The organism is Candidatus Cryosericum odellii (assembly GCF_003570935.1).
Lineage (GTDB): Bacteria > Caldisericota > Caldisericia > Cryosericales > Cryosericaceae > Cryosericum > Cryosericum odellii.
Map to the genome: position 1 here is coordinate 155 of NZ_QXIU01000190.1, position 24,029 is coordinate 24,183.

21 protein-coding genes, 1 pseudogene and 1 riboswitch are annotated in these 24,029 nt (G+C 58.1%); of the genes and pseudogenes, 19 read left to right on the plus strand and 3 right to left on the minus strand.

Annotation, left to right across the window (positions count from 1 at the left end; all coding sequences use genetic code 11):
• Nucleotides 1–72 precede the first annotated feature (72 nt).
• Nucleotides 73–222 carry a hypothetical protein gene (locus SMC5_RS11300; RefSeq protein WP_243625022.1) on the plus strand — a complete coding sequence of 50 codons (150 nt, stop codon included), beginning with the start codon at nt 73–75 and terminating at the stop codon, nt 220–222.
• Between the two features lie 67 nt (nt 223–289).
• Here SMC5_RS11300 and SMC5_RS07675 read toward each other — a convergent pair whose 3' ends face one another.
• The 3 genes from SMC5_RS07675 to SMC5_RS07685 form a co-directional block, all read right to left on the minus strand.
• Complete coding sequence (locus tag SMC5_RS07675) at nt 290–1,873, minus strand: M2 family metallopeptidase (protein ID WP_119120237.1); 1,584 nt, start codon at nt 1,871–1,873, stop codon at nt 290–292.
• Between the two features lie 288 nt (nt 1,874–2,161).
• Complete coding sequence (locus SMC5_RS07680) at nt 2,162–2,587, minus strand: DUF4829 domain-containing protein (RefSeq protein WP_126854969.1); 426 nt, start codon at nt 2,585–2,587, stop codon at nt 2,162–2,164.
• A 92-nt stretch (nt 2,588–2,679) separates the two neighbouring features.
• Nucleotides 2,680–2,904, minus strand: a complete 225-nt coding sequence (locus SMC5_RS07685; protein WP_119120239.1) for a hypothetical protein — start codon at nt 2,902–2,904, stop codon at nt 2,680–2,682.
• A gap of 473 nt (nt 2,905–3,377) precedes the next feature.
• Nucleotides 3,378–3,509, plus strand: a riboswitch (FMN riboswitch).
• Between the two features lie 61 nt (nt 3,510–3,570).
• On the opposite strand from SMC5_RS07685, the pseudogene SMC5_RS11735 reads away from it, so the two are divergent.
• From SMC5_RS11735 to SMC5_RS07765, 18 genes and pseudogenes are all read left to right on the plus strand, one after another.
• Nucleotides 3,571–3,771: pseudogene (locus SMC5_RS11735) on the plus strand (ECF transporter S component); the annotation flags it as partial.
• A gap of 25 nt (nt 3,772–3,796) precedes the next feature.
• Nucleotides 3,797–4,027 carry a hypothetical protein gene (locus tag SMC5_RS11305; protein WP_243625024.1) on the plus strand — a complete coding sequence of 77 codons (231 nt, stop codon included), beginning with the start codon at nt 3,797–3,799 and terminating at the stop codon, nt 4,025–4,027.
• 471 nt (nt 4,028–4,498) lie between these two features.
• Nucleotides 4,499–5,581: a Fic family protein gene (locus tag SMC5_RS07695; protein ID WP_119120241.1), complete on the plus strand. Its 1,083-nt coding sequence runs from the start codon at nt 4,499–4,501 to the stop codon at nt 5,579–5,581.
• A gap of 392 nt (nt 5,582–5,973) precedes the next feature.
• Nucleotides 5,974–8,571 (plus strand): alanine--tRNA ligase, encoded by a 2,598-nt coding sequence (gene alaS / locus SMC5_RS07700; RefSeq protein WP_119120242.1) that lies wholly within the window; start codon nt 5,974–5,976, stop codon nt 8,569–8,571.
• Nucleotides 8,564–9,040, plus strand: coding sequence for a Holliday junction resolvase RuvX (gene ruvX / locus SMC5_RS07705; RefSeq protein WP_165846324.1), 477 nt, complete (start codon nt 8,564–8,566; stop codon nt 9,038–9,040). The genes alaS and ruvX overlap by 8 nt, the downstream gene beginning before the upstream one ends.
• A 1-nt stretch (nt 9,041) precedes the next feature.
• Nucleotides 9,042–10,079, plus strand: a complete 1,038-nt coding sequence (gene mltG, locus SMC5_RS07710) for an endolytic transglycosylase MltG (RefSeq protein ID WP_119120244.1) — start codon at nt 9,042–9,044, stop codon at nt 10,077–10,079.
• A gap of 1 nt (nt 10,080) precedes the next feature.
• Complete coding sequence (gene udk, locus SMC5_RS07715; RefSeq protein WP_119120245.1) at nt 10,081–10,704, plus strand: uridine kinase; 624 nt, start codon at nt 10,081–10,083, stop codon at nt 10,702–10,704.
• On the plus strand, nt 10,704–10,928 hold the full coding sequence (locus tag SMC5_RS10470) for a hypothetical protein (protein ID WP_126854970.1): 225 nt from the start codon (nt 10,704–10,706) through the stop codon (nt 10,926–10,928). Before udk ends, SMC5_RS10470 begins: the two co-directional genes overlap by 1 nt.
• A gap of 10 nt (nt 10,929–10,938) precedes the next feature.
• Entirely contained in the window at nt 10,939–13,458 is a 2,520-nt protein-coding gene (locus SMC5_RS07720) for a tetratricopeptide repeat protein (protein WP_165846325.1), read from the plus strand.
• Nucleotides 13,459–13,472: 14 nt separating this feature from the next.
• Nucleotides 13,473–15,176: a GspE/PulE family protein gene (locus SMC5_RS07725; RefSeq protein WP_119120247.1), complete on the plus strand. Its 1,704-nt coding sequence runs from the start codon at nt 13,473–13,475 to the stop codon at nt 15,174–15,176.
• 37 nt (nt 15,177–15,213) lie between these two features.
• Nucleotides 15,214–16,272: a type IV pilus twitching motility protein PilT gene (locus SMC5_RS07730; protein ID WP_119120255.1), complete on the plus strand. Its 1,059-nt coding sequence runs from the start codon at nt 15,214–15,216 to the stop codon at nt 16,270–16,272.
• Nucleotides 16,273–16,293: 21 nt separating this feature from the next.
• Nucleotides 16,294–17,544 carry a type II secretion system F family protein gene (locus tag SMC5_RS07735; RefSeq protein ID WP_119120248.1) on the plus strand — a complete coding sequence of 417 codons (1,251 nt, stop codon included), beginning with the start codon at nt 16,294–16,296 and terminating at the stop codon, nt 17,542–17,544.
• Between the two features lie 300 nt (nt 17,545–17,844).
• Nucleotides 17,845–18,393 (plus strand): type II secretion system protein, encoded by a 549-nt coding sequence (locus SMC5_RS11485; RefSeq protein ID WP_119120249.1) that lies wholly within the window; start codon nt 17,845–17,847, stop codon nt 18,391–18,393.
• 367 nt (nt 18,394–18,760) lie between these two features.
• Nucleotides 18,761–19,888, plus strand: coding sequence for a type IV pilus modification PilV family protein (locus SMC5_RS07745; RefSeq protein WP_119120250.1), 1,128 nt, complete (start codon nt 18,761–18,763; stop codon nt 19,886–19,888).
• Complete coding sequence (locus tag SMC5_RS07750; RefSeq protein WP_207799146.1) at nt 19,845–20,699, plus strand: prepilin-type N-terminal cleavage/methylation domain-containing protein; 855 nt, start codon at nt 19,845–19,847, stop codon at nt 20,697–20,699. The genes SMC5_RS07745 and SMC5_RS07750 overlap by 44 nt, the downstream gene beginning before the upstream one ends.
• A gap of 19 nt (nt 20,700–20,718) precedes the next feature.
• On the plus strand, nt 20,719–22,593 hold the full coding sequence (locus SMC5_RS07755; RefSeq protein ID WP_119120252.1) for a hypothetical protein: 1,875 nt from the start codon (nt 20,719–20,721) through the stop codon (nt 22,591–22,593).
• A 6-nt stretch (nt 22,594–22,599) separates the two neighbouring features.
• A complete protein-coding gene (locus tag SMC5_RS07760) occupies nt 22,600–23,232 on the plus strand; it encodes a pilus assembly FimT family protein (protein ID WP_119120253.1) in 633 nt (210 codons plus the stop codon).
• 155 nt (nt 23,233–23,387) lie between these two features.
• Nucleotides 23,388–23,903, plus strand: coding sequence for a pilus assembly FimT family protein (locus SMC5_RS07765; protein WP_207799147.1), 516 nt, complete (start codon nt 23,388–23,390; stop codon nt 23,901–23,903).
• Nucleotides 23,904–24,029: the final 126 nt, after the last annotated feature.

Consider the following 24,029-nt stretch of genomic DNA (forward strand, 5'->3'; position numbering starts at 1 on the left):
ACCAGCAAGAACGGCAAGCCCAAACTGGTCAAACAATGCACTCTTCCCATCACCGGCATCGGCGAAGCGGATATGGTCGTCACCGAGTACGCCGTGTTTGTCTTCGACAAAGGCAGACTCATCCTCCGCGAAATCGCTCCCGAGATCACCCTCGACGAGCTCCGTGCTATAACCGACGCCGAGTTCGACCTGAGTTCCGACCTCCACCTCATGCCCCTGTAACATTCTCGGGACGGTCCCATATCTGTAACAGGGCCCGGCGCAGGTGGCCGGGCCCTGTCGTTCGTGGTTAGTAGTTGAATTGCTGGACCAGGTAGGACGGGTTGAGCTTCTCGCCCGTTGCGTGTTCGATCATGGTGTTCCATGAGTACTTTGCGCCGGGCGTGAAGACGTTGTCGACGAACCAGCGCCCACCTTCGGGCGTCAGGACCTTTCCCTTGGCTTTGGCGCGCAGAGTGTGGTCGAACTGGGAGGCGAGCATCTCGCCGAGCAGGTAGTTGTGGTAGTACACAGGCGCCATGGCGAAGTGGTACTTGGCGGCCCAGTCGGGCTTCTCAAAGCGTTCCTCGGGGACGTTGAGGTACTGGATGTTCTGGACGCCCTGGTACCAGAGGCGACTGTCGCCCTTCTCGGTGCGGTACAACTCTCGCTCGAAGAGTGCGAAGTGGGTGATCCACCGCGTCGCGACGAGCATCTGGTTACGGATGGCGACGGGCAGGTCACTCTCCAGCCTCTGGAAGTTGGCGTCGTCGATGCCCACGATCTGCTTGTACCAGTTGGGATCGCGTGCCATGCGGCCAAAGAACATGGCGACGGCTTCCGTCGTGAAGATGTGCGCGGGTTGACGCAGGACCGGGGGAAGGGACATGTCGGTGTACTTGTCGTAGCAGCCGTGCCCCATTTCGTGCAGGAGGGTCTCCATTTCCGTCTCGTTTGGTCGAAGGTTGGCGAGGACGCGGACGTCGCCCTTATTGTCGAGGTGCATGCAGAAGGCGTGCTGGTCCTTGCCCGCGCGCTCGTAGAGGTCGCTGCGGGCGATGATGTCGCGGATGTCCAGCCCGATAGTATCGTAGGTCTTCGTCGCAAGTTCCTCGACGATGTGGTCGCCCTTGCCCTCGAAATAGACGCCAAGATCGACGTCTGAGGTGCGGGGAGCCTCCTGGAAAAACATGTCGCTCATGTGCCAAGGCATCAGTGTGGAAGGGTCGACACGCAGCCGCTGTCCGACCGCCTGGTCGATAGACTCCTTGACGCGGCGGAACGGCGTGTCGGTCTGGTCGCGGTAGCTCTCGAGCGTCTGCTTGAGCCATGCACCGTCGAACTCCTGCAGCTGGATCGACATCTCATAGAAGTTGGCGTACCCCAGCTTGGCGGCGGACTCGTTGCGGAGCTTGATGAGTTCCATGAGGCCGGGTTCGAGCACTGCGCCCACCTGCTTGCTGGCCAGCCATGCCTTCTTGCGAAGGTCGTTGTCGGTGCTGGACCTGAGGATCTCCTCGATCTGCTTGTTGTTGACTTCTTTGCCGTCGATGGTTCCGCGGAACTTCGTCGTAATGCCCTGCAGCGCGATCTGCTTGCTGACCAGCTGCTGAAGCATCTCTTTGTCGAGCTGATTTTCGACCATCATGTCGTGGATAAGGGTGAGCTGCCTGCGCTCGAACTCTTCCAAGTCACTCGCGGTGAGCATGGAGTTCATGGTGTCGAAGCGCTGCTTGTCGGCCAGGAAGAGTCGCATTGCCAGGTCGGCATGTTCCGCTTGAGCGGCGTACTCGTCCTTCCCGGTCGTCGACAGGTTCCACGCGGCGATGTTGCACTGATAGGACAGTGCGTTCAGCTGCTCATTCAGTTCCTTAAGATACATGACGTTCTCCATGGCTGCCTCCTAGAATATGTACAGTTTATGAAGGAATCTGTGAATGCAACAGGCCGCGCATCGACTCACGTAAAATGGAGGCATAGTTGCCACGCTTTTCGATCACCAGAGGTTGTCTCCTCTTGGCGTCAAGTTAAAGTCTGGCTGTTTCAGCGGCAGTCAGACATTGATGTATGGCAAATTGAGACCTATTGTGCAGCGTGCGATGTGGGTATGAGGGTTTTGTCATGAACATCAGCAGGCCGAGGGAGATAGCCTCTCCAATACGGTTCAATTCGCTGTCGAGAGCTACTCAAGAAGCCCCCCTCCATGTCCCCAATCAGAGATGAGCCATGGTGACGTATCACTCTCTCGCTTGAGCACGTAGTTCCATGAGTTGACCCCATTCTCGATGCTACCACCATGTGCTTGCTTGATATCAAAAACAACAACAAATGCCTTGGTCCCCCGTTTCACCGGCTTCTGCTCGCTGACGCTTATCAACTTCACATATTCCAGATCATCTATATACCATTGTATGCCCTTCTTGTCAGGGGTCATGCGTTTCTCCATCTCTGGGATGTTCTTCTCATTCCAGTACGTGAAGTACTCTCTGACCACTTGTTCTGCCGCAAGTGTCTCAGACTGATCTGATGTCTTCGTGACACAACCAGATGCAAGGCCAATGGCTGCAACCAGGAGTAGAGCCAATACAGCACGCAAGTTTCTTCTCACTTCATGCCCCCAACGTATGGTGCTTGTTTCTGATGAACTCGAACTACGCCCGTTTCATGAGCTGTTTTCTGAATTGTTTGTTCCCTGTCGCCTTAGGACTGTTTCTTCCCAAATCTACGACATTTTAGCGGGAAATTCGATTGTCTCGGGTTCTCCAATATGGGAGCTGGAGTCTTTTCTTCCTCATCCTTCTTTTTCTCATCTTCCTCTTCTTTGGCTACCCCTGCTTGTCTCTTGGCTTCAAGCTCTTCTTTGGTTAACTCGCTAACATGAGGATGAACATGAGTATCTACGCGAGCTCCTGCGGATTCAGGCATATATTGCCTCCTTTAGCGTTGCCAATGTTCCAACAACTTTCAGAGTACAACCTGCTACAAGACCGATCGTGGTGGTCAGGAATAAAGCTACTACAGTACGTGAGCTTATTCTCGTTTTGTGCCCCTGACGTATGTTTCTCGTTGATAGCGAGGTCCAGCCACGGTCACCGGCACTACCCCCAGTATGCCGTATCAGTACAACATCGCAGCGGAGATAAAACCTTCCTAATAAAGTATAGCGTCAAGCAAAAAAAGATGCTATCGTTCTGAAACAAGACGAAGACAAGGGGATCAAGTCTCATCGAAGGTTGATACACCCATCTCACGACGTTCGCCGGGGGAAGTCCTGCTGGAGCTGCCACGGGAGACTATGCAACTGATGGAAAGGGTCCTGCGTCGCGACCGATATATCCTGCGGTCTTCGTGATGCAACTCAGTATGTTTGACACGTTTTTGGGGCCGCATATACTTTAAGTGTTCTCTGGGGCAGGGTGAAATTCCCGACCGGTGGTAATAGCGAAGAGCTTAGCCCACGAGCCGCTGCGGCGGTAGGACCTGGTGTGATTCCAGGGCCGACAGTACAGTCTGGACGGAAAGAGACGTCCACTTTCCGTGCCCCCAGGGTTGATTGCAGCTGCAAGGCTGCGTCTGCTATGGAGGTAGAGAATGGAATCGAAAAAACTGCGCGTGCTCGCTCTGACCGGTATGCTGGCTGCCGTGGGGTATGTCCTTCAATTGTTCGAGTTTCCGCTGCTGCCGGCAGCACCATTCCTCAAGTTCGATTTTGGCGATGTCGCCGTCTTCATCGCAGGCTCAGCGATGGGTCCTGGTGCAGCCATCCTGACGGGTGTGGTGAAAGGAATCCTCTGGGCNNCGCTCCAGGAAGATATGGGTGAAGGTCGTTGCAGCCGGTCTGGGGGTCGTCGTGATGACGGTCGTGATGGCCGGCATGAACCTGATTGTGGATCCCTGGTACTTCAAGATGTCGATAGTAGCTGTCAAAGCGATTATGGTGACGGCGATCATCCCGTTCAACCTGCTCCGCGGTCTTATCAACGCAGTCGCGTCGGTGGGCACCATGCTGGCACTTCAACGGACGACCATCTTTCGAGGAAGGCGCTAGGTCTGGTGTTCGACACCAACTCATACGTTCGTCGTTCCCCCGAGCCCTTTTGTGCAAGGCGAGGGGTGCTTCTCCGCGAAGGCGGGAACCCATGTTTCGATGCACCCCCGTCCGTCGTTCGCTCGCATTCCTTCCATCGTTCCCGCGCAGGCGGTGGGCGCGACAAACAGAGTCGTGTCATTAGTGATAGCGACATCGCAACTCCTTTCTTCTCGTACCTGACTAATCCGGATATGTTCTACTGGTGCTCCCAGAGACACTTCACAGATGCCTTGCCTCCCCTCCGATTCGGCTCCTTCGCCTTGCCCTGTATCAGAAGGCAGCTACGCTTCTTGATTGACGCTATACTATTAATGAAAGTGACGGAGCCTGGTTGCGATAGCGGGCACCGAAGGAGACAGTATGGCTGTGGCAAGATGCATGAGGGCAGAGCCCGTGAATCGATTTGCTGGAATCTGAGAGGACAGGACAATGACATTTGATCCCAAAAAACCATACAACGACCTTCCACTTCTTCCTCCGAAAGCACAGATAGAAACAGCGACCGTGCTTAAGAAGGCAATCTCCGCTGCTCGAGCCCTTGGTGAGCTGAAGGGTCTCGGAAGAACCATTCCAAACCAGGCAATGCTCGTTGACTCACTCGTCCTTCAAGAGGCCAAAGATAGCTCTGCCATAGAGAACATCGTCACGACCAATGATCTACTCTTTCGCTCATATGTGGCGAATGACGGTCATGTTGATCCTGCCACAAAGGAAGTGTTGCGATATCGCGAGGCGCTCTGGGGCGGGTTCGAATCCCTGAAAGCGCAGCCAGCGATTTCAACCGACTTGCTTGTCAACATTGTTCAGAAGATCAAGCAGAACGAAGCGGGCATTCGCAATGTACCAGGAACTTATATTGGCAACAATATCACACGAGAAGCAATCTACACACCGCCGGACGGTGAAGGAGTTCTGCGGAAGAAACTAGACAATCTCGTGCACTTTATGAATACAGATGCTACTCTAGAGCCCCTGGTTACACTGGCATTGATCCATTATCAATTTGAAGCAATTCACCCATTCCTCGACGGCAACGGCCGCACGGGTCGCGTGTTAGGCATTCTATTTCTCACGTCAAAGGGGCTACTGGATCTGCCCGTGCTGTACCTCAGCCGGTACATTATCAAACACAAGCCACTCTACTACACGCTGCTGCGCAATGTCACCGAGAATGGCGCATGGGAGTCGTGGATTGTCTATATGCTTGACGCCGTTGAACAAATGTCCATTGTGACGCGAGACAATATCGTGATGATTCGCGCGCTGATGGACGAGACGATAGGAAGAGTGAAGACCGAATTGCCAAAGATCTACTCCAAAGAATTGGTTGAGACCCTGTTCCGGCAACCGTACACGAAAAGTCGTTTTCTTGTCGAGGCGGGGATCTCGGAACGCAAGACTGCCTCAACGTACCTACATGAGCTTGAGCGTATTGGCATACTGAAATCGGAAAAGATAGGCACCGAAATACTATACCTCAATACAAGGTTCTACGATTTGCTCTCGCACTAGTCTGTCCATAGACTGGCACATTTTGGACATATGCTGCGAGATATGTCCACCCAATGGACATATGCCCAGTCCTCTGTCCAAAGAACGGCAAACTTTGGACATATGCTACGAACCCGTCTATGACTGGGACTGGCAAGAACAATGATTCTCGCGTTTCCGGATACGATTCCCTATTGCACATCTGTCGTTCCCGCGGAGGCGGGAACCCATGCGTTTGTCCAAGGCTGGACTCCCGCCTGCGCCGACAGCACCCCTCGCCTTACACAGAAAGGCTTGGGGGGGAGTGACGGGGGGGTAACAGCAAAGCCGTTGTTCTTGCCTCACGTGGCGCTGAGGGTATACTGTCCCCATGCGCCGGGACGAGGTATGACCGGTATTGCGTGAGGTGAAATGTGAACTCAGCTGATATTCGAGAAGGCTTTCTCCGGTTCTTCGAAGGGCACGACCACCTGAGACTCCCCAGCGCTCCCCTGCTTTCGCCCGACCGGACACTACTGTTTACAGCAGCCGGCATGGTCCCGTTGAAGCAGTATTACCTGGGTGAGGTGACTCCTCCGAGTCCGCGCATGACGTCGGACCAGAAATGTATCCGAACGAATGACATTGAGCGGGTCGGCCGGACGGCACGTCATCATACCTTCTTCGAGATGCTGGGCAACTTCTCCATCGGCGACTATTTCAAGGACGATGCCATCGCGATGGCCTTGGAGTTCTCGACGAAGGTCCTCGGCCTGCCGGCTGACCGTATCTGGGTAACGATCTATAAGGAAGACCTCCAGACGGCAGACATCTGGCAGAAGGTTGGTATTCCGCGCGAGCGGATCGTGCCAATGGGCGCTGACGACAACTTCTGGACCATGGGCCCCGTCGGTCCATGTGGTCCTTGCAGCGAGCTGTATATCGACCGCGGGGTGCGTCATCCGGGAGACGAGAAGCAGCAGATGGGCGACGATGGAGACCGGTTCCTCGAGTACTGGAACTTGGTGTTCACGCAGTTCGACCGGCAATCCGACGGTTCGCTGAAGCCGCTTGCCCGCAAGAACATCGACACTGGACTGGGCCTCGAGCGCATGACGAGCATCATCGAGGATACCGACACCGACTTCGAGACGGACGGTTTCCAGCCCATCATCCAGACAGTGGCGGACCTGTCACACCAGGAATATGGTCGGGATCCCCGGGTGACGGCACGCATGAAGACTATCGCTGACCATGTACGCGCGTGTACGTTTCTCATGGCCGAGAACCTTCTGCCCAGCAACGAGAAGCAGGGCTATGTCCTGCGCCGCCTCCTTCGGCGTTCGCAGGCGCTGGGTCGGATGATCGGCATCGAGGGCGCGTTCATGGGCAAGGTCGCGGACACGGTGATCGATCTTATGAAGGGACCGTTCCCCGAACTTCTGGCCGAGGGTGAGCGCATCAAGCGCGACATGGCAGTCGAGGAGCAGCGGTTCGACCACACGCTCCGGGACGGGCTGGTCGAGTTCACCAAAGCTGTCGAGGTGGTTCGCCAAGGCGGGAGCGACACCCTGCCCGGCAAGACCGCATTCTACCTTCACGATACGATGGGCTTTCCGGTCGAACTGACAGCTGATCTCCTGCGGGATGCCGGCATTAAGCTGGACCGCGAAGGCTTCGATGCCCTGTTGAACGGCCAGCGCCATGGTGGCAGCGAGTCGTCGGGTGTGGAAGACGTGAGCCGCGAACGAACTGGGTACATCAAGCTGAGAGGCACAGTCGGCACTTCGCATTTCGTTGGCTATGAATCGCTGTCGGCCGAGGCTGTGGTCACGGGCGTTCTGAAGGACGGCGAACCTGCCGGCAGTGCCCAGGTGGGCGATCATATCGGCCTGGTGCTTTCTTCGACTTCGTTCTATGGCGAGAAGGGTGGCCAGGTTGGCGACACGGGCATCATCACGACGCCGGGTGCGCGCTTCGAGGTCACGGACACCAAGACTCCTGTGGAGGGGTTGATCATCCACGAAGGGGTTCTGGTCGAAGGAGCGATCGCCGCGGGAGACACGGCGCGCGCCGAAGTGGACCCGGAGCGGCGAAAGGCGATCGCGCGGGCGCATACGGCGACACACCTCCTGCAGGCCGCTCTACGCTCCATCGACCCGACTGTCCAGCAGAAGGGTTCCAAGGTCATGCCCGACGAGTTCCATTTTGACTTCAGCTTCCGTGGCAGCCTTGACGCGGACGACCGCAAGGCTATGGAAGAGAAGGTGATGGGGTTCATCATGGCCAACGTCCCGGTGCGGACCGACGTCATGCCCATCGAGGAAGCGCGCAGGACAGGCGCTCTGGCATTCTTTGGAGAGAAGTATGGTGAGACCGTGCGCGTCGTTGCGGCCGACGGTATCTCGAAGGAGCTGTGCGGCGGCACGCACGTCACCGCTACGGGCGATATCGGTTTCCTGCACATCCGTTCCATCCGCAGCATCGGGACGGACACAAAGCGTATCGAGGCTTCCGTCGGGCTGGGCGCTCTGCGGGAGTTCTGGGCGTACCAGGAAGGCGTGGAACAGACTGCAGGGATACTAGGCTGCGGACCGGTTCCAGCAGAGGTTATGCGCGCGGTGCAAGACCTCACGGATGTGGTCAAGGAACACGACCGCCGTATCGAAGGGCTCATTGCCGCGGCGACCGATCGCCATGTACGCGACCTGATCGCGCAGCCGGCAACCATCAAGGGTCAGCCGGTCGTGGTGGCCACCTTCGAAGATCTGACCACCGAAGCACTGCGCAGTGCAGGTGATATGGCGGAGCAGCAGCTGGGAAATGGTGTCTTCATCGGTATGGTTGCGGGTGGAGACGGCTTCAGCGTCGTCAAGGTATTCGGTACGGCTGGCGCGACGTTCTCGGCACGTGCCATTTTCAAGACCCTGACTGACAAGTACGGTGGCAAGGGCGGTGGCAACGACCGCATGTGTCAGGGCCGTATCGCAAGTCTGCCGACCGCAGAGGAACTGGAGGCATTGCTTGGCTGACGATCCATCCGGCTCGAAGGTCGTTCTCTGCCTCGACGTGGGTGAACGCCACATAGGTCTTGCCCGGACGGTGGCGAATGTGGGGACCGCCTTCCCAGCTGGTTCCATCGACATGGGACTCCCAGCCGCAACAGCGCAGGCCGTGGTCGACCGCGTCGTGCTCGAGGGTGCTGGCTGTCTGGTCGTCGGCCTGCCGCTCGCGCTGGACGGAACGGACTCGATCCAGACACGCAGGGTACGGCGTTTCGCAGGTTTCGTCCGCAAGGAACTGACTGCAAGGGGTCTCAACAGGGTGGTGCGCGTCGAGCTGGTGGACGAGCGCCTGTCGTCCGTAGCTGTTGGGCGGGCAGCGGCGAGTGAGGGGCTTTCGGGCACCGCCGGGCGTGCCACCAAAGATCAATGGGAGGCAGTCTACATCCTGCAGGGTTATCTGGACCGCGAGCCAACGGTGCGAGGCGAAGGTGACTGACATGGACGAAGACACACAGAACGTGCATGAGGTCGGGGGACCCCCCACCGCTCAATCACGGCGCCGCATGCGAGTCAAGGCTGCGCGCATCATTGGTGTCCTGCTGATCCTGGTGATCATCGCCGGGGCGGTTGCGTGGGTGAGATTCATTCACACCGTGCCCGTCGAAGGGCCAACCGCCTATGTCGACATACGTCCCGGGGATAGTGTGACAACGCTTAGTCAACAGGTCTTCGCGCTTGGCATGACGTCCAGTCCTCAGGCTCTTCGCTGGTACTGGCGGCTGAAACGCGGCGGTTCGCTGCGCGAGGGGCGCTATGCGCTCAAGGATGTTGGTAGCATGGAAGCGTTGTACCAGCTCCTTGCGTCGGGTCCGCCTCTCACGGTGCACGTGACGTTTCCCGAGGGCTATACGGTCCAGCAGATGGCTACTCGCCTCCAGGAACAGGCCGGCATCAGCGCGGCTGGCTTCCTGAAGGCGGCCAGAGATGACCAGGGCAAGCTTCTGGAGGGGCATCTGTTCCCCGACACGTACGACGTTCTGTACGCGGGTGACGCTGCCGAGGTCGTCGCACGCATGCTTGGCAGGTTCGCCGACGTTCTCCCTTCCGACTGGGTGGCTCAGGCGGCGAAGCGTGGCTTGACAGGTGACCAGCTGGTCAGGGTCGCTTCCATCGTCGAGAAGGAGACCAAGTATGACGCGGACCGTCCGCTGGTTGCCAGCGTTATCTTCAACCGTCTGGCGAAGAAGATGTTGCTCCAGCTGGACACCACGCTCGGATATGTCCTCCCCAGCCAGGGTGGCTTCTACACATACGCCGAGCTGAAGTACAAGTCCCCGTACAACACCTACCTTCATGCCGGTTTGCCACCGACTTCCATCTGCAATCCGGGCCTGGCGTCGATGAATGCTGCGGCGCATGCCCCCGCAAGCACGTACTACTACTTCCTGGCCAAGCCTGACGGTCACTGTGTCTTCGCGCGGACCTACGCCGAGCATGCTCGCAATATCCAGCTGTATCTTGCCGGAGGCAGTTGAAATGACACGTCCCATCCTTGTTGGTATCGCCGGCGGTTCCGGCTCGGGCAAGACCACCGTGGCCGAGAAGATCATGCATGAGACCGCACAGCCAGTCGTCTTCCTCAAGCAGGATTCGTACTACAGGAATTTCGACGGTATGTCCATCGAGGAGAAGCGCGGCATCAATTACGACCATCCCAGTGCCTATGACAATGAACTGCTGATCGAGCATCTTCAGCGTTTGACCCGTGGCGAAGCGGTCGATGTGCCCGTGTACAGTTACGCTCGCTATGAGCGCGAACCCTGGACCGATCACGTCGAACCTCAGCCCGTCATCATCCTCGAGGGTATCCTGGTGCTGGAGAACGCGGCGCTGCGCGACCTGCTGGACATCAAGCTCTACGTCGACACGGACGCCGACGTCCGGTTCATCCGCCGCCTCCTGCGGGACACGCGCGAGAGGGGCCGTACGGTCGAGTCCGTGGTGACGCAATACATGAACGTCGTCCGGCCGATGCACCTCCAGTTTGTGGAGCCGACCAAGAGGTACGCGGACCTCATCATTCCCGAAGGGGGTTTTAATCTGGTCGCCATCGATGTCATCGTCAGCAAACTGCAGCACTTTCTGAATTCTGCAGGCTGATGGAACTCGTCGACAGATTTCGCGTGCCGAACAGAGACGTGTGGTTCGTCCAGGCGGTCCTGACCGACTGTGAGGGACAGGCGGTCGTGTCGCTTGGCGAGCGGGAGGCTGACGAGAGCATCATGAGTGTCCTCTATGATGACTCCACCAGGGACGAGCTGGCGCCGCTGTTTGCATATTTGGTGGCGGTTGGTAAGATGGTGCCAGTTCAGCAATTCGAGTGAGGATGGGGGAATGACGGTGGCTGATTCTGACGAGGAGCGGTTGCGCAACCAGATCAAGGAGTTAGTGACCCGTCGTGACTATGACGCGGCCCTTCGTTTCGCTGTACGCGAGGCAGACCATGCCTATGGACGACAGCGATATGCCCAGGGCATCGACGTTCTCAAGGCGCTCATCCAGTTGCTCAAGGACCAGCAAGTCGTACTTTGGAACATCTACATCGGTGCCTATCAGAAGATCGTGGGCCTCGACAACCAGCTGGGAGACAAGTCCGCCACGATACGCGACTTGATTGAACTGTCCCGCTATTGCATCAAGGACGGCGACTTCGACAAGGCGCTGGCAGCCGGTGACTCTGCCGTCAGTATCGACGCTCGCAGCACCGACGCCCTGAACCAGAAGGCGCGTGTGCTTGCATACCGTCGTGACTATGCGCAGGCCTATAAGGTGCTGGACCAGAGCCTGGGGGTCAGTCCCCAGAATCCGCGCACGCTCTACCTGAAGGCCAGCATTCTGGGCGACAACGGCAAGTTCGCCGAGGCGCTCACCATGTTCGAGCAGGTGCGCATGTCCGAGCCCTCCTATCCGGGGCTTGGCAAGGCCATTGCCGAGATGCGGCGTCAGATCGACTGGAAGGTCAAGACCGTGGACGGACCTGTGAGTGGTATGCGCGCATCACACTCTTCGGAACTTGACCGGGTGCCCGCGATCCAACGCAAGGCCAAATCGACCGATCCGGACGATACGACGAGAAATACTCTGGAGACATTGTACGACGAGGCGGTCGTGGCCGAGCCGTCTGGCCCAGTGGAGCAGTTGTCAACTGCTGCCAAACGCGTCGTGCCTTCCGAGGCTGCCGGACTGACCGTCATGTCCCCCGAGGAGCTCAGGTTGGCTTCTCTCCGTAGGGAACAGGAGCCTGAGGCATTCACTGTGCCAGCTTCCCCCCCACTTGGGCAGGAGGCCGAACGGCAGTTGATCGGTATGCTGAGGGATATCAGCCAGGGTACGATGGAGCGGGAGGATCTGATGCAGCGTCTTTCCAATGCGGACAGCGCGACCATACCACTGTCGCTGGGAGTCCTGTATTTCAACTTTCTGCGCAGTCCCCAGGACGCAGAGGCCATGAGTGATCTGCTGACATGGTTGGGACACAGCGGCTACACGCGCTTGCCCCTGTTCATCGTCGAGGAGGCTGCTGCGCAGGGAGTCAGGATCGACTTTCACGACCCGCAGATCGCTTCCATTGTCCTGTCCGTCGACAGTGCGGAGATGGCTGTCGAGTTGAGGACACGCAAGGCCGAATTTTTGCTCGAGCGCGGGGACACCGCATCGTATGTACAGGAGGAACTGGGCATGGTACGTCGGGCCGCCAAGTCTGCTTCGCCCGAGGGCATCGTGCGCCAGCTTGTTCAGATCATCGAGCACAGTCTGGCCGAGGATGCTTGTACGCAGGAGGTCCTTGCCACTGCTATGGAACTGGGTGTGCTGGACCAGTTGATCGACCGCGTCACCGAGGACGCGAATATGGCAAAGGTGCCGACGCTGGAGGCTGCGATCGTCGAACAGCTGGGGCGTACGGGCGTCGATGAGTCGACATTCCTGAACAACGAGGGCCTATTCCAGCATGTCACGCTCAGTGTGGAGAAGTCGACCATCCTGCGTCGTATCCTCGCCAACGCCATCAACCCGATGGTTCGGCGGAAGGTCCTCCAATCCCTCCTTGTCCTGGGAACGCCCAACATGGCTGAGTTCACCGAACTGGTGGGGCTCATGGCCAAGGAGCATGATGCGAGCAACGCCGCCTATCTCATCCAGTACCTGGTGGACCACCGGCAGGAGGTCACGGATGGCCAATTGCTGCTGGAGAAACTTGCTCACCTGGCCCCCACGGATTTCGAGAGCAGATATGGGCTGGGTCTGGCGGCCGAACAGCTTGGGGTTCACGATGCTGCTGCAGGGTACTTTGTTGCGGCCATCCGGGCTCATCCCGGGGATCCCGACACGGTGCAGCATGCCCTGGAGGCCATTCTCGCATCCGGTGAATACGACCTCATCGCCGACGCGACCTCGCTGTCGCAATTGTCTCCTGCTGATGTTGAAGGTCTGGTAGACAAGGCAGCCGCCGAGACCCCAGGCATCACGGCCGGTTCGGTCGAGCAACGTCTGGTTTCTGCGTGGGCTGCGTTCGCAGGCAGTCGTTACGAAGAGGCGGTCGCGATGAGTTCCGGCACGGTAAGAGGGGGAGGAGATCCACGGTTCTACCTGCCCATGGCTCTCGCATTCGTTCACCTGGGATTGCCCGAACTGGCGACCCGGGAGCTCGATCACGCCACGCACTTACCAAACGTCACCGATGAGGCTAAACTGATCCTCAAGTACCATGCGGCCGTGATTCATCTGGCACAGGGCGATAGCCGGCGGGCGACGCAGTTGTTCCAGGAGGTCGGCGAGACTTCGCCTGGCTTCCGTGACACTGAAGAACTGCTCAGCAGGTGTGGGAGCCAAGGCTCCAAGATCGCGAAACTGTAGTGAGCGGAGGAAAAGTGGACGGCAGACGGTCAGTAGGAAGTATCTTGCTTGCACGAGGGTATATCAACGAACAGGCTCTTGAAGGCGCCCTCACTTTCCAGCAGCACACCAATGAACCACTGCTGAAGATCCTCATCGATCAGGGGTTCATCAACGATGACATCAAAGCACAGGTCCTTGCCGAACAGTGGCACATGCCATTCATAGATGTCATGGCCGAGCAGATAGCGTCGGACGTGCTGGCACTGGTGGACCAGGAACGCGCGAAGCGCTACGGTTTCGTCGCGTTCAAGCGTGAGGAAGGCGTCGTCAGTATCGCACTCAGCGATCCCACCAACATCGAGCTGATGGACTACCTGCTGGCGACCTATGGGCGCGAGACAAAGTTTTTCGTCGCCCCCAAGAATGCGATCTACGGCGCGATCGAGAAGTACTACGTCGTCGGAAACTCCATCAAGGAAGCCAGCTCCGAGGCGAAGGCCGAGGTCATCGCGGAAGCTGGCGAAGAGATCAGCATCGAGCAGCTGCGCGAGATGGGTCAGGACGCGCCCGTCATCCGGCTGGTCAACACCATCATCACCCAGGCCATCGTCGAGCGCGCGTCGGATATCCACGTGGAGCCACAGAAGGACCACCTGCGCATCCGCTACCGTATCGATGGCATCCTGCAGGAGAAGCAGAAGCTGCCGCGCAATATCCAGGCCGGCGTGCTCTCCCGCATCAAGATCATGTCCAACATGGACATCGCCGAGCGGCGCAAGCCCCAGGATGGCCGCATCTCCCTGCGTATCGAGAACAAGGCCATCGACTTCCGCGTCAGCTCCCTGCCCACTATCTACGGTGAAAAGATCGTTATGCGTATCCTGGACAAGAGCACTGCCATGGTGCCACTCGAGAACCTTGGATTCCTCAATGATACGCTGACCCTGTTCAACAATGTCATCAGCCAGCCGTATGGCATGATCATCATCTCTGGTCCTACCGGCGCCGGCAAGACGACGACCCTCTACTCCGCGCTCAACCGTCTGAATACGCCCGGCAAGAACATCGTCACGGTCGAGGACCCGGTCGAGTACCAGATGGACGGAGTCAACCAGGTACAGGTCAACGTCAAGGCCGACATGACGTTTGCCAACGGTATGCGCAGCATCCTGCGTCAGGACCCCAACATCGTGCTCATCGGTGAGATCCGTGATGGTGAGACGGCGCAGATCGCCATCGAGGCCGCTCTGACCGGGCACCTCGTGCTGTCCACGATCCACACCAACGATGCGCCCTCGGTCGCCACGCGACTGATCGACATGGGTATCGAGCCATTCCTCATCGCGTCGTCGCTCATCGGGGCCACCGCTCAGCGCCTGGCGCGCAAGATCTGCCCCGACTGCAAGCAGCCCTACGTCCCGCCCGCCTCGGCCCTCGAAGGTCTGGGCCTCAGCACGCGGGGCAAGCTGGAAGACGTCACGTTCTACAAGGGTGCCGGTTGCCCGAAATGCGGTGGTTCAGGCTACCGGGGCCGTACCGGTATCCATGAGATGATGAAGGTGGACGATGATCTGCGCCACCTCATCCTTAATAAGGCCAGTGCGCGCGACATGTCTCAGGCTGCACGCAGCCATGGCATGCGCACCTTGCTCGAGGATGCCCTGGTCAAGGCCAGGGAAGGCATCATCACCCTCGAGGAGGTCCTGCGCGTGGTGTCTACCGTCGAATCGGACTGAAGGAGCTGCCATGATTGCCGAGACACAAGGCCAGCGTATCGATCTGGAAACGATCCTGAAAGTCGCCACGGAAAAGAACGCTACCGACATCCATCTCCAGGCCGGTCTGCCTCCCATCCTGCGCATTCAGAAGAAGCTGGTGGCTCTCGGCACGGAGAAGCTCTCGCCCGAACGCGTCGAGGAACTTTTGTTCCCCATCATGACAGATCACCAGAAGGTGCTGTTCAAGCAGAACATGGAGGAGGACTTCAGTTATGGCGTCAAGGGGCTGGCGCGCTTCCGCATCAATGTGTTCCGCCAGCGAGAGACCATGGCGGCGGCCCTGCGCAAGATCCCCTACGACATCCCTGCACTGGAGTCGCTTGGCCTGCCTCCGGCGGCGTTCACGTTCCCCAAGCTTAACCGCGGGTTCGTTCTCGTGACCGGACCGACCGGCCATGGCAAGTCCACGACCCTGGCCTCGATCGTCGAGCGCATCAACCAGGAGCGGCAGGCTCACATCGTGACCCTCGAGGACCCGATCGAGTACCTGTTTCAGCACAAGCAGAGTATCGTGGTGCAGCGCGAGTTGGGCACGGATACCCAGAGTTTTGCCAACGCCCTGCGCAGCGCCCTGCGCGAGGACCCGGACGTTATCATGGTCGGTGAGATGCGCGACTTCGACACCATCGGAGCCGCCCTGACCGCAGCGGAGACCGGTCACCTGGTGTTCGCGACCCTGCATACCAACAGCGCAGCGCAGACCATTGACCGCATCGTGGATGTCTTCCCGCCATTCCAGCAGCAGCAGGTCAAGGTCCAGCTTGCCAACGTCCTGTCGGCGGTCATGACCCAGCAGCTCATGGTGCGCAAGGACGGTGATGGTCTTGTGCTGGCCGCCGAGGTCATGTTGGCGACCCCCGCCATCAAGAACCTCATCCGTGAGGGCAAGACCTACCAGATCCAGTCGGTCCTGCAGACCAGCACCGCGATGGGCATGATGACCATGGACCAGTCGCTCAAGGCCCTGTACGAGCGTGACGTCATCAGCTACGAGGACACCATAGAGCACGCGTTCGACCCCAAGGAACTCCAGCGCCTGCTGGGACGTTCTTGAGAACACTGAGAGGAGGTACCGATGGCAACCTTCACGTATATTGCAGCTGACCGGTCAGGCACCACCAGGCGCGGCACCATCAGCGCGGCCAACACCCATGAAGCTGCCGAGCTCGTGCGCAGCAAGGGCCTTGTCCTGATGAACGTCAGTGCAGCCAGGAGCGCGGGTGGCACAATTGCTGTGCGCAGCGCAGCTCCGTCCTATGAACCGAGGCAAAGCAGGCTGTCGGCCGGCGGAGGCATCGCCGTCAAGGACATGTCCATCTTCACCTCTCAGTTGGGTACGATGCTTAACGCGGGCCTGTCCATCACCAAGAGCCTGGACGTGCAGAGCAAGCAGTTGAGCAACAAGAAACTGCGCATGATCACGGAGGACCTCAAGAAGAAGGTCGAGTCCGGCCTTCCCCTGTCGACGGCTATGACCGATTACCCGGGAGCCTTCAGTACGCTGTATACCTCCATGGTCATGTCGGGCGAGGGCTCGGGCAACCTGGGCAACAGCCTGCTCAAGATGGCCACTTTCCTGGAGCGCGAGGCGGAGCTCAAGCGCAAGATCAAGAGTGCGACCAGCTATCCGTTGATCGTCATCATCGCCAGCGTTGCCATTATTATCGGGCTGTTTATTTTTGTCCTGCCGCAGTTTGTCGGCTTTCTGACGGCACTGAACGTGCCCCTGCCCATGCCGACGCGCATCACCCTGGCGATGAGCGACTTCCTGGTGCATCGCTGGTATATCCTCTTTGTGGCAGTCGTGGCAATCTTCTTCGGCGCCCGCGCATTGTTGCGCACGCCGCAGGGCATCCACTTCAAAGACAACTTGGCGCTCAAGGCGCCGGTCATTGGACCGCTCGTCCTGCAGACCTCCATGGCCCGGTTCACTGACACGCTGTCTACCCTGTTCGGCGCCGGTGTCCCGCTCATCAGTTGTTTGGAGATGGTAGGCGGCACGATGGGCAACAGCATCGTTTCGGCGACCATCGACCGGGTCATCACCTCTATCAAGAGCGGCACCGCACTCAGCGCAGCCATGGCCGAGACGCAATTCTTCACCCCCATGGTCATCCAGATGACGGCGGTCGGCGAGGAGTCGGGTTCCCTGGAGACCATGCTGGGAAAAGTCGCCACGTTCTACCAGGCAGAGGTCGATGCCGCGACGGACAACTTGACCAATGCCATCAACCCCATCCTGATGATCGTCGTGGGCGGCATGATCGGCTGGGTCCTCATTTCGCTGTACCTGCCCATCTTCAAAATGGCGGGCGGCATCTCTTGACAAAAATATGAAAGTGGTTCTACTTTTCGTACAGGGTATTGTAGACCTGCAGGAAGTGCTGAGAAGTCGGTCCCGATACATTGGACGCCAGGGGCCGATGGAGCTGGGTGGCGTAACCGGCCTGGTCAAATGAAGGGACTTTACGTCCAGGAAGCAGTCAATGGTAAGGAGGTGACAATATATCAGTGACCAATGCGCGAAAAGTTCGCTTGAGCATCATTGGAAAAGGCATTCAACAGCACAGACAGAGTGATAACCTGCTACAGGCAGGTAACCTGAAGGACTTCCAAGGAGGAAGCAATGAAGAGAAGAGGATTTACCCTTATCGAGTTGATGGTGGTCATTGCCATTATCATCATCCTTGCCGCAATCGCGATCCCTAACTACCTCAGCATGACTGCACGTGCCAAGAGATCGCGTGTGGCCAGTGATTTTGCCTCCATCGCCACGGCGTTGGAAACCTACAAAACGGACTGGAACACGTATCCGACAGTTGCTTCCGGGCCTATTATTACGATAGGGACTGGTAATGGCCTCGGTCTGCTCGGGGCCGAACTGAGTGGCAATGGATCAATTAACAACGTGTCATCGAGCGGGACCGCCACAGCGGCAGGTGATATGCCTCCCATCGAGTACATGACAGCGACCATTCTCAAATCTATGGTGAACCCCTACAGCCCGGCCAGTGGTGATCAATATACTTATACCCCTACCACTACCGGTGTTGCTGGCACGATCGCAACGGGCTGGACGCTCAGTGCACCGACCAAGGACAAGACTTCGGGGAAGGGATTCTTGAGGCGCACGAGCGATATGCCCACTGTCACAGATGCGTCTACTGCTAGTTAGTGATTGAATCAGCTGGTAAATAGCTCTGCCTCCGCCATTCCCCCGAGCCTTTTAGTCTAAGGCGAGGGGTGCTTCTCCGCGGAGGCGGGAATCCAGTCCTTTTAAGTTCCTTTGGGGTCGAGTGCTAAATAGCCCCCCAAAATGGTAAGTTCGTTTGAATCGCCGGAGCCCCGCGAGGGGCTCCGGCTTTTTTGTTTTATCGTTCGTGCTCTTCTGACGTCCTTCACAATTCCCTTGCTCACCGGCCAGCGCCCGCTGCTCCTCTTGTCCACGCTTATTCTTGCAATTCTGCCCCCTTTTGCTATATAATGCCTAAGAAAGTAGGTTTCTGGTCGGTTCACCTGAAGGCGGACAGGAGGATGTTCTGATGACGAGTAGCTGGTCGAGGACATATACCAGACATGGTTGCAGCAGCAGTCGGCGAAGACCGGCAAGCGCTGCTCGGGGTTTTACGCTGATCGAAGTCGTCGTCGCTATGGCCATCCTGCTCGTCGTCATGATCGGAGTTCTCTCGGCTATCTCCTTTGCATACACTAGTTCCACTGACACGGAGATGCGCAATATTGCCACGAATGTCGCGTCGTATACCCTCGAGTATCTGCGCGCTCGGACGATCACGCGGGGGACCTCGACCTCGGTACTGACAGCGCTTGGGATCACGAGCATTTCCATGGGGACATACGGTTGGTATGTGCCAGGAACTGGTACAGGAACCAACGCCACTGGCGCGTTCCCGTCGATGGTGGACCAGGGCAACCTGCCCTTGCAATCCAATGGCTACCCGTGCAACTATGATTCGGCGACTGTCAGGACCGGCCAGAAAGACGGAGACGCCAATCTGAACGATACGGATGGCGCCGCGATCGTAGCGCGCTCGCAGGTCATCAGGTTTGCCTCCAAGCATGCGGCGCGGGTGGCCTACGTGGACGCATCGAGTAATCCGATAGCGGCTGAGACGTACGTAACGGCGCCTCTGGCCTTCACCAGCACACTCCAGGGCTACGTTTCTGTGAAGAACATGACCGATCCCGTCACCACACAGTACCCGGCACTTGAGGACAAGAACCTGGCGCAGATGCACTTCTCGGCCGGAAGCACTGCAAGCGGGATCTACCGCACATTGCTGACAAACAAGTGGACTGGCCTCATTGTGCGTTACCCTGGCGTCTATCCTTCGACTGCGCCAGTCATCGCATCGTTCACTCCAGGGTCAATCTACTTGGCCAAGGTGTACACGACCGATACGGACACGACGGGCCTGAAGAGCAGGGTGAGCCCGAACAGTCAGGAGTACAACCCCTATTACACGAGTACCAACAAGGCCGCGACGCAGGACTATCGTGGCTTCCGCGTATTGACGCAAGCCGTCGCCCGGACGGCAGCCCCTGCCACTTACAGTCATGTGCAGTACTACGACGTGACGGTGATCGTCCTGTGGATGAACGGGACCCATGAGAGCAATTATGAGCTGGTATCGCAGATTGCCGCGTACTAGTCTGCGGGTTCGGCGGACGCGTTCCGGCTTCACGCTGATTGAGCTGATGGTCGCTCTAGCCCTGCTCGTGATCGTGACGATGATGGCGTTCAGCGGTTTCCGCTATCTGACCGCCGTCATGAACAGGACCATCACGACAACGACGGCGCGTGAGAACCTGAGCGTCGTGATGGACCAGTTGACCAAGGAACTGCGCGAGGTAACGAGTGTCAGTGGGGGGACCGAGACGAATGATATCTCCACTTCTACTCCCCTCGCCTACCGTGCCAACTACGGCATAACCCTGCCGACATGGACGTCGGCGTCGGATTCCAGCGGGGGACTTGGGAGCGTCATCAGCTCGCCTGCAACCACCCCTGCGAGTCCCACTACCCTTGCCCCCATCGTTCCCGCCCTGGGGTCCGGCGTGACCTATACGTTCAGTACCACGACCGGAGCCCAACCCAACGGCATCATTCTTGAGTTCTTCACCATCGACACCAGCGCGACACCGGCCAAGCATCGCATTCGCTACAGTCTGACGGCTCCCATGGTCGGGTCGACCTACGCTGGTCTTGCGCAGGGGTTCTGGGCGGTCAGCAGCTACGAGCCGTGCGAGATCACGTATTGCAACAACACGTGGAAAGGCAGTTCATGGACTACTGAATCACCTCAGCCGATGACGGACCAGGTGGTGACCGCTTTCACGGTCACGCGGCCGTTGTGGTCACCCAACGTCCTGCAGATCACACTCGAGGCCCAGGTTCCCGGCCTGGGCAGAACGGGATACAACACAGTCCGGCTCATCGGGCTGGTCACGGTCCGCCAGTGAGCGGAGAAGGAGCGACATCATGAGACACATTTGTCGATTTGCGGGCCTGCAGCGCAAGGGGATGGCGCTGTTGCTGGTCATGTTCGTTGCATTTGTCTCACTGGCACTGCTCACGGCCTTGTTCGCTGCGATCGCTCCTCGCCGCACGTCGGTGTCGCAGGAAGCTCGGGCCAACCGGGCACTTGCAGTTGCGGATGGCACCATCGACCGCCTGCTGGGCCAGATCAACAATACGGGGCTGACCTACTCGGCTCTCCCGGCGAGCTCCACGGATTCCGTTGAAAGCTCACTGGTTTCGCAGCTCTTAGTTGGCATTAATGGTGGCTCTGCCGCCACGGCGTCGACGAACGTGCGACACTACTTCTATGACACCAAGACAGACACGTACTACGTGCTGAAGAATGATACCGACCCCGTCGCGACCGGAACGCTGACGGATCTCTCCACGGGCGTCGACGTGCCAGGCGCAGGCGGACTCGCAGGTCTCGACGCCACATACGCCAGCGACAACCGCTGGTTCCAGCTTGACACCAACGCTACCTACTGGTACGACCCCAATAAGCCGGATACGTGGAACATGCGGGCTACGGCGTTCAACATGTCCGAACCGGATATCAAGCGCACGATACAGGCTGAGGCCAACCGTGGAGACATCACGATAAGTCCCGCTGATGTTGCCAACGGCGCCTGGTTTACTGCATCGTCATCGACGATAAACTACTTCTCCGACTACTCGATTACGTACCACAACACGGTCATGTTCGGGGATTTGATGGACGTAAGTGGCGGGTTGCGTTCCGACGCGGACGTCTATATGGGTGGCTGGGCGGAGGGTCCGGTCTACGCGAGCGGCACCGTATATGACTATTATACTGCCGGCGACCACCACGGACGCTTCGGCGTTGACGCCGTGAACCTGGCGACCGCGATGTCCCAGCATCTGGTGACCAACAACGTGCTCAAGGCCAACTGGCTGACTAACGGTGCCGCCGCACTGACGACGCTGTCCACCAGCTCCAAGTCGACTGCGTACTACGTGAATACCAATGCTACTATCGTGTTCTCGGTCGTGGGTGGCGTCGGCAAGGTTACCATCAATGGTACCCTGCTAAACCTGCCCGTGAACGGCGCCATCTACGTAATTGGCGACGCGACGGTTAGCGGCCTCGTGAGGGGAAAGGTCACCATCGGCGCCTCCGATGATATCTACATCGGCGGGAACATTACCTACACCAGTCTCCCCCGGGCCGACATGAACGCGCCATCCGTCGATGTGAACTTTCAGGACGAGCTGGGCCTCATCGCGAATAGTGACATCATCATCCCCGCCTCGACGTACAACGCCAACAAGACGCTGACCATCAACGCTGCCATGCTGGCGGTGACGGGAAACTTTGGCTTGGACGCGAGCCAGCTCAGCAGCTACAGCCAGCACTCCGTCAATTCCAGTCCTCACTGGGTCTTAACAGACAACGGCTCTCATTCAGCGTACAAGTCGGACAGCGCGCCGTGTATGGGCAGCGACCCCGTCCGGGGGTATGAGGTGCAGCATATCAACTACGACTGGAACCTGACCAACGGTGCCCGTCCTCCGTTCTTCCCTGCCGCCGACGACAGCGTGCCATCACACCCCGTGTACGGTGTGTACAACGGGGCTGACCTCGCGATGCTCCAGGCGCTTACGATCTCCCAGCTCACGGCGGTAACGGCGTTGTCCAATCCACCGGCCTACGCCGTGGGTGTGCGGTACAGCTACCTGGCCCCCAGCGGGACAACATATTACTACGGCAACGAGTTCAATTGGGTTTACACCGGTGGGTACGCAGCTTCCAAGAACTCCTTGTACCGCGTGTCCTGGAAGGAAGAGATTGCCCAGCCAGTTGGGGGTAACTAGCGATCGATGAGGAGAGTGGCGGGGAGAACCCGCGTGCGCGGGTTCTCCCTTATTGAGCTTATCATTGTCGTAGCGGTGACGATCATCCTTGCCGGCATGGCAGTGCCGGCGTTTGGAACGACCTTAGCACGGATGCGTATCCAGACGAATGCGTCGCAGATGGTCCAGGATCTGCGTCTGGTCCGGGACAGCGCCATCACCTATCAACAGGACCTGTACGTGTATGTCTGTGTGACTCCTACGGCAGCTCAACGGACAACGTATTTTGCCGAAGTGTCTCAGAAGTACCCCTTGACGGGAGTGCACTACTCGCCGGGAACGGATACGTCGGTATCGGATGCGTTCGAAAAGAGAACCCTCCTGTATAACATGGTTTGTGGCCTTCCAGTTCAATCCGGTGGAGCCGCTTATTCGTATACATCGGCCGATACCGTGACCGCGGGCGTCAATACATATCTTGTCCTCGTGTTTCATTGTGGCCAAGGCAGTTACTTCCGGGGCCAGCCGACGCTCTTAGATGGGACATTCTCCGGTACCATCTGGATTCCCATGCAGGACTCTGCCAACCAGCCGACCCGGTACTGGTACGTTGGTATCAGCCCAACCGGAGAGCCAAGTTCCAGCGGGGTCAGGCCGTGACCTGACCAAAGTTTCCGGCATCTCCCTATGCTGTATGCATCGTGTGGCTCAGCCCGGCCTTGTGGCTGGGCTTTTTTGATAGGTGCCCGCCGTGCTTGCCAGACACGCCCTTCAGAATAAACTTACAATGAAAACACTTCATAGAAGGGGTACCTGTGCGCAGAAAAGGCTTCACGCTGTTGGAGCTCGTGGTGACGATGGCGATCGTGATGATCCTGGTTATGATAGCCATACCACCTCTGGACAGGTACGTCGAGCGGGTCCGTCTCCGGTTTGCCGGGATGACGCTGGTACAGGACCTTCACGACATGCAGGCCAATGCCGTATGTGAAGACAGTTTCTACACGATGGTCTTTGTGACCAATGAGAACCGATACTACTTCAGGCAAGGCACCGAGTCCTATGCGCCCCCCGGCGCAGCTAGAACGGAGAGGTCGCTGAGCAGATACGCCGGATTTCCGCTGGCGGTCGGCAAGAGAGATCCGGTTTCGGCGGTATTCGGCTCGGAGACGTCGATGCAGACCTCGCTGGTCACCATGAGTTTCAATTCCATGGGTCGACCTGCTGGGACTGGGGGCGGACATGTGACGTTTATCAACGTTTATGGCGACCGCGTGGACGTCATTGTCACACCGGTCGACGGGAACATCCGTATGGCGTGGGTTCAATGAAGTTGACGATGAGCTCTTGACAGTATGGCGGTCCTGAGTATCATTTCGTTGTTCGACACGCAGAGGGTGAAATGGTGAAGGCCATGCGCGACGAGAGAAGCGCAAGGTCTTGACTTTTTTTGCTAT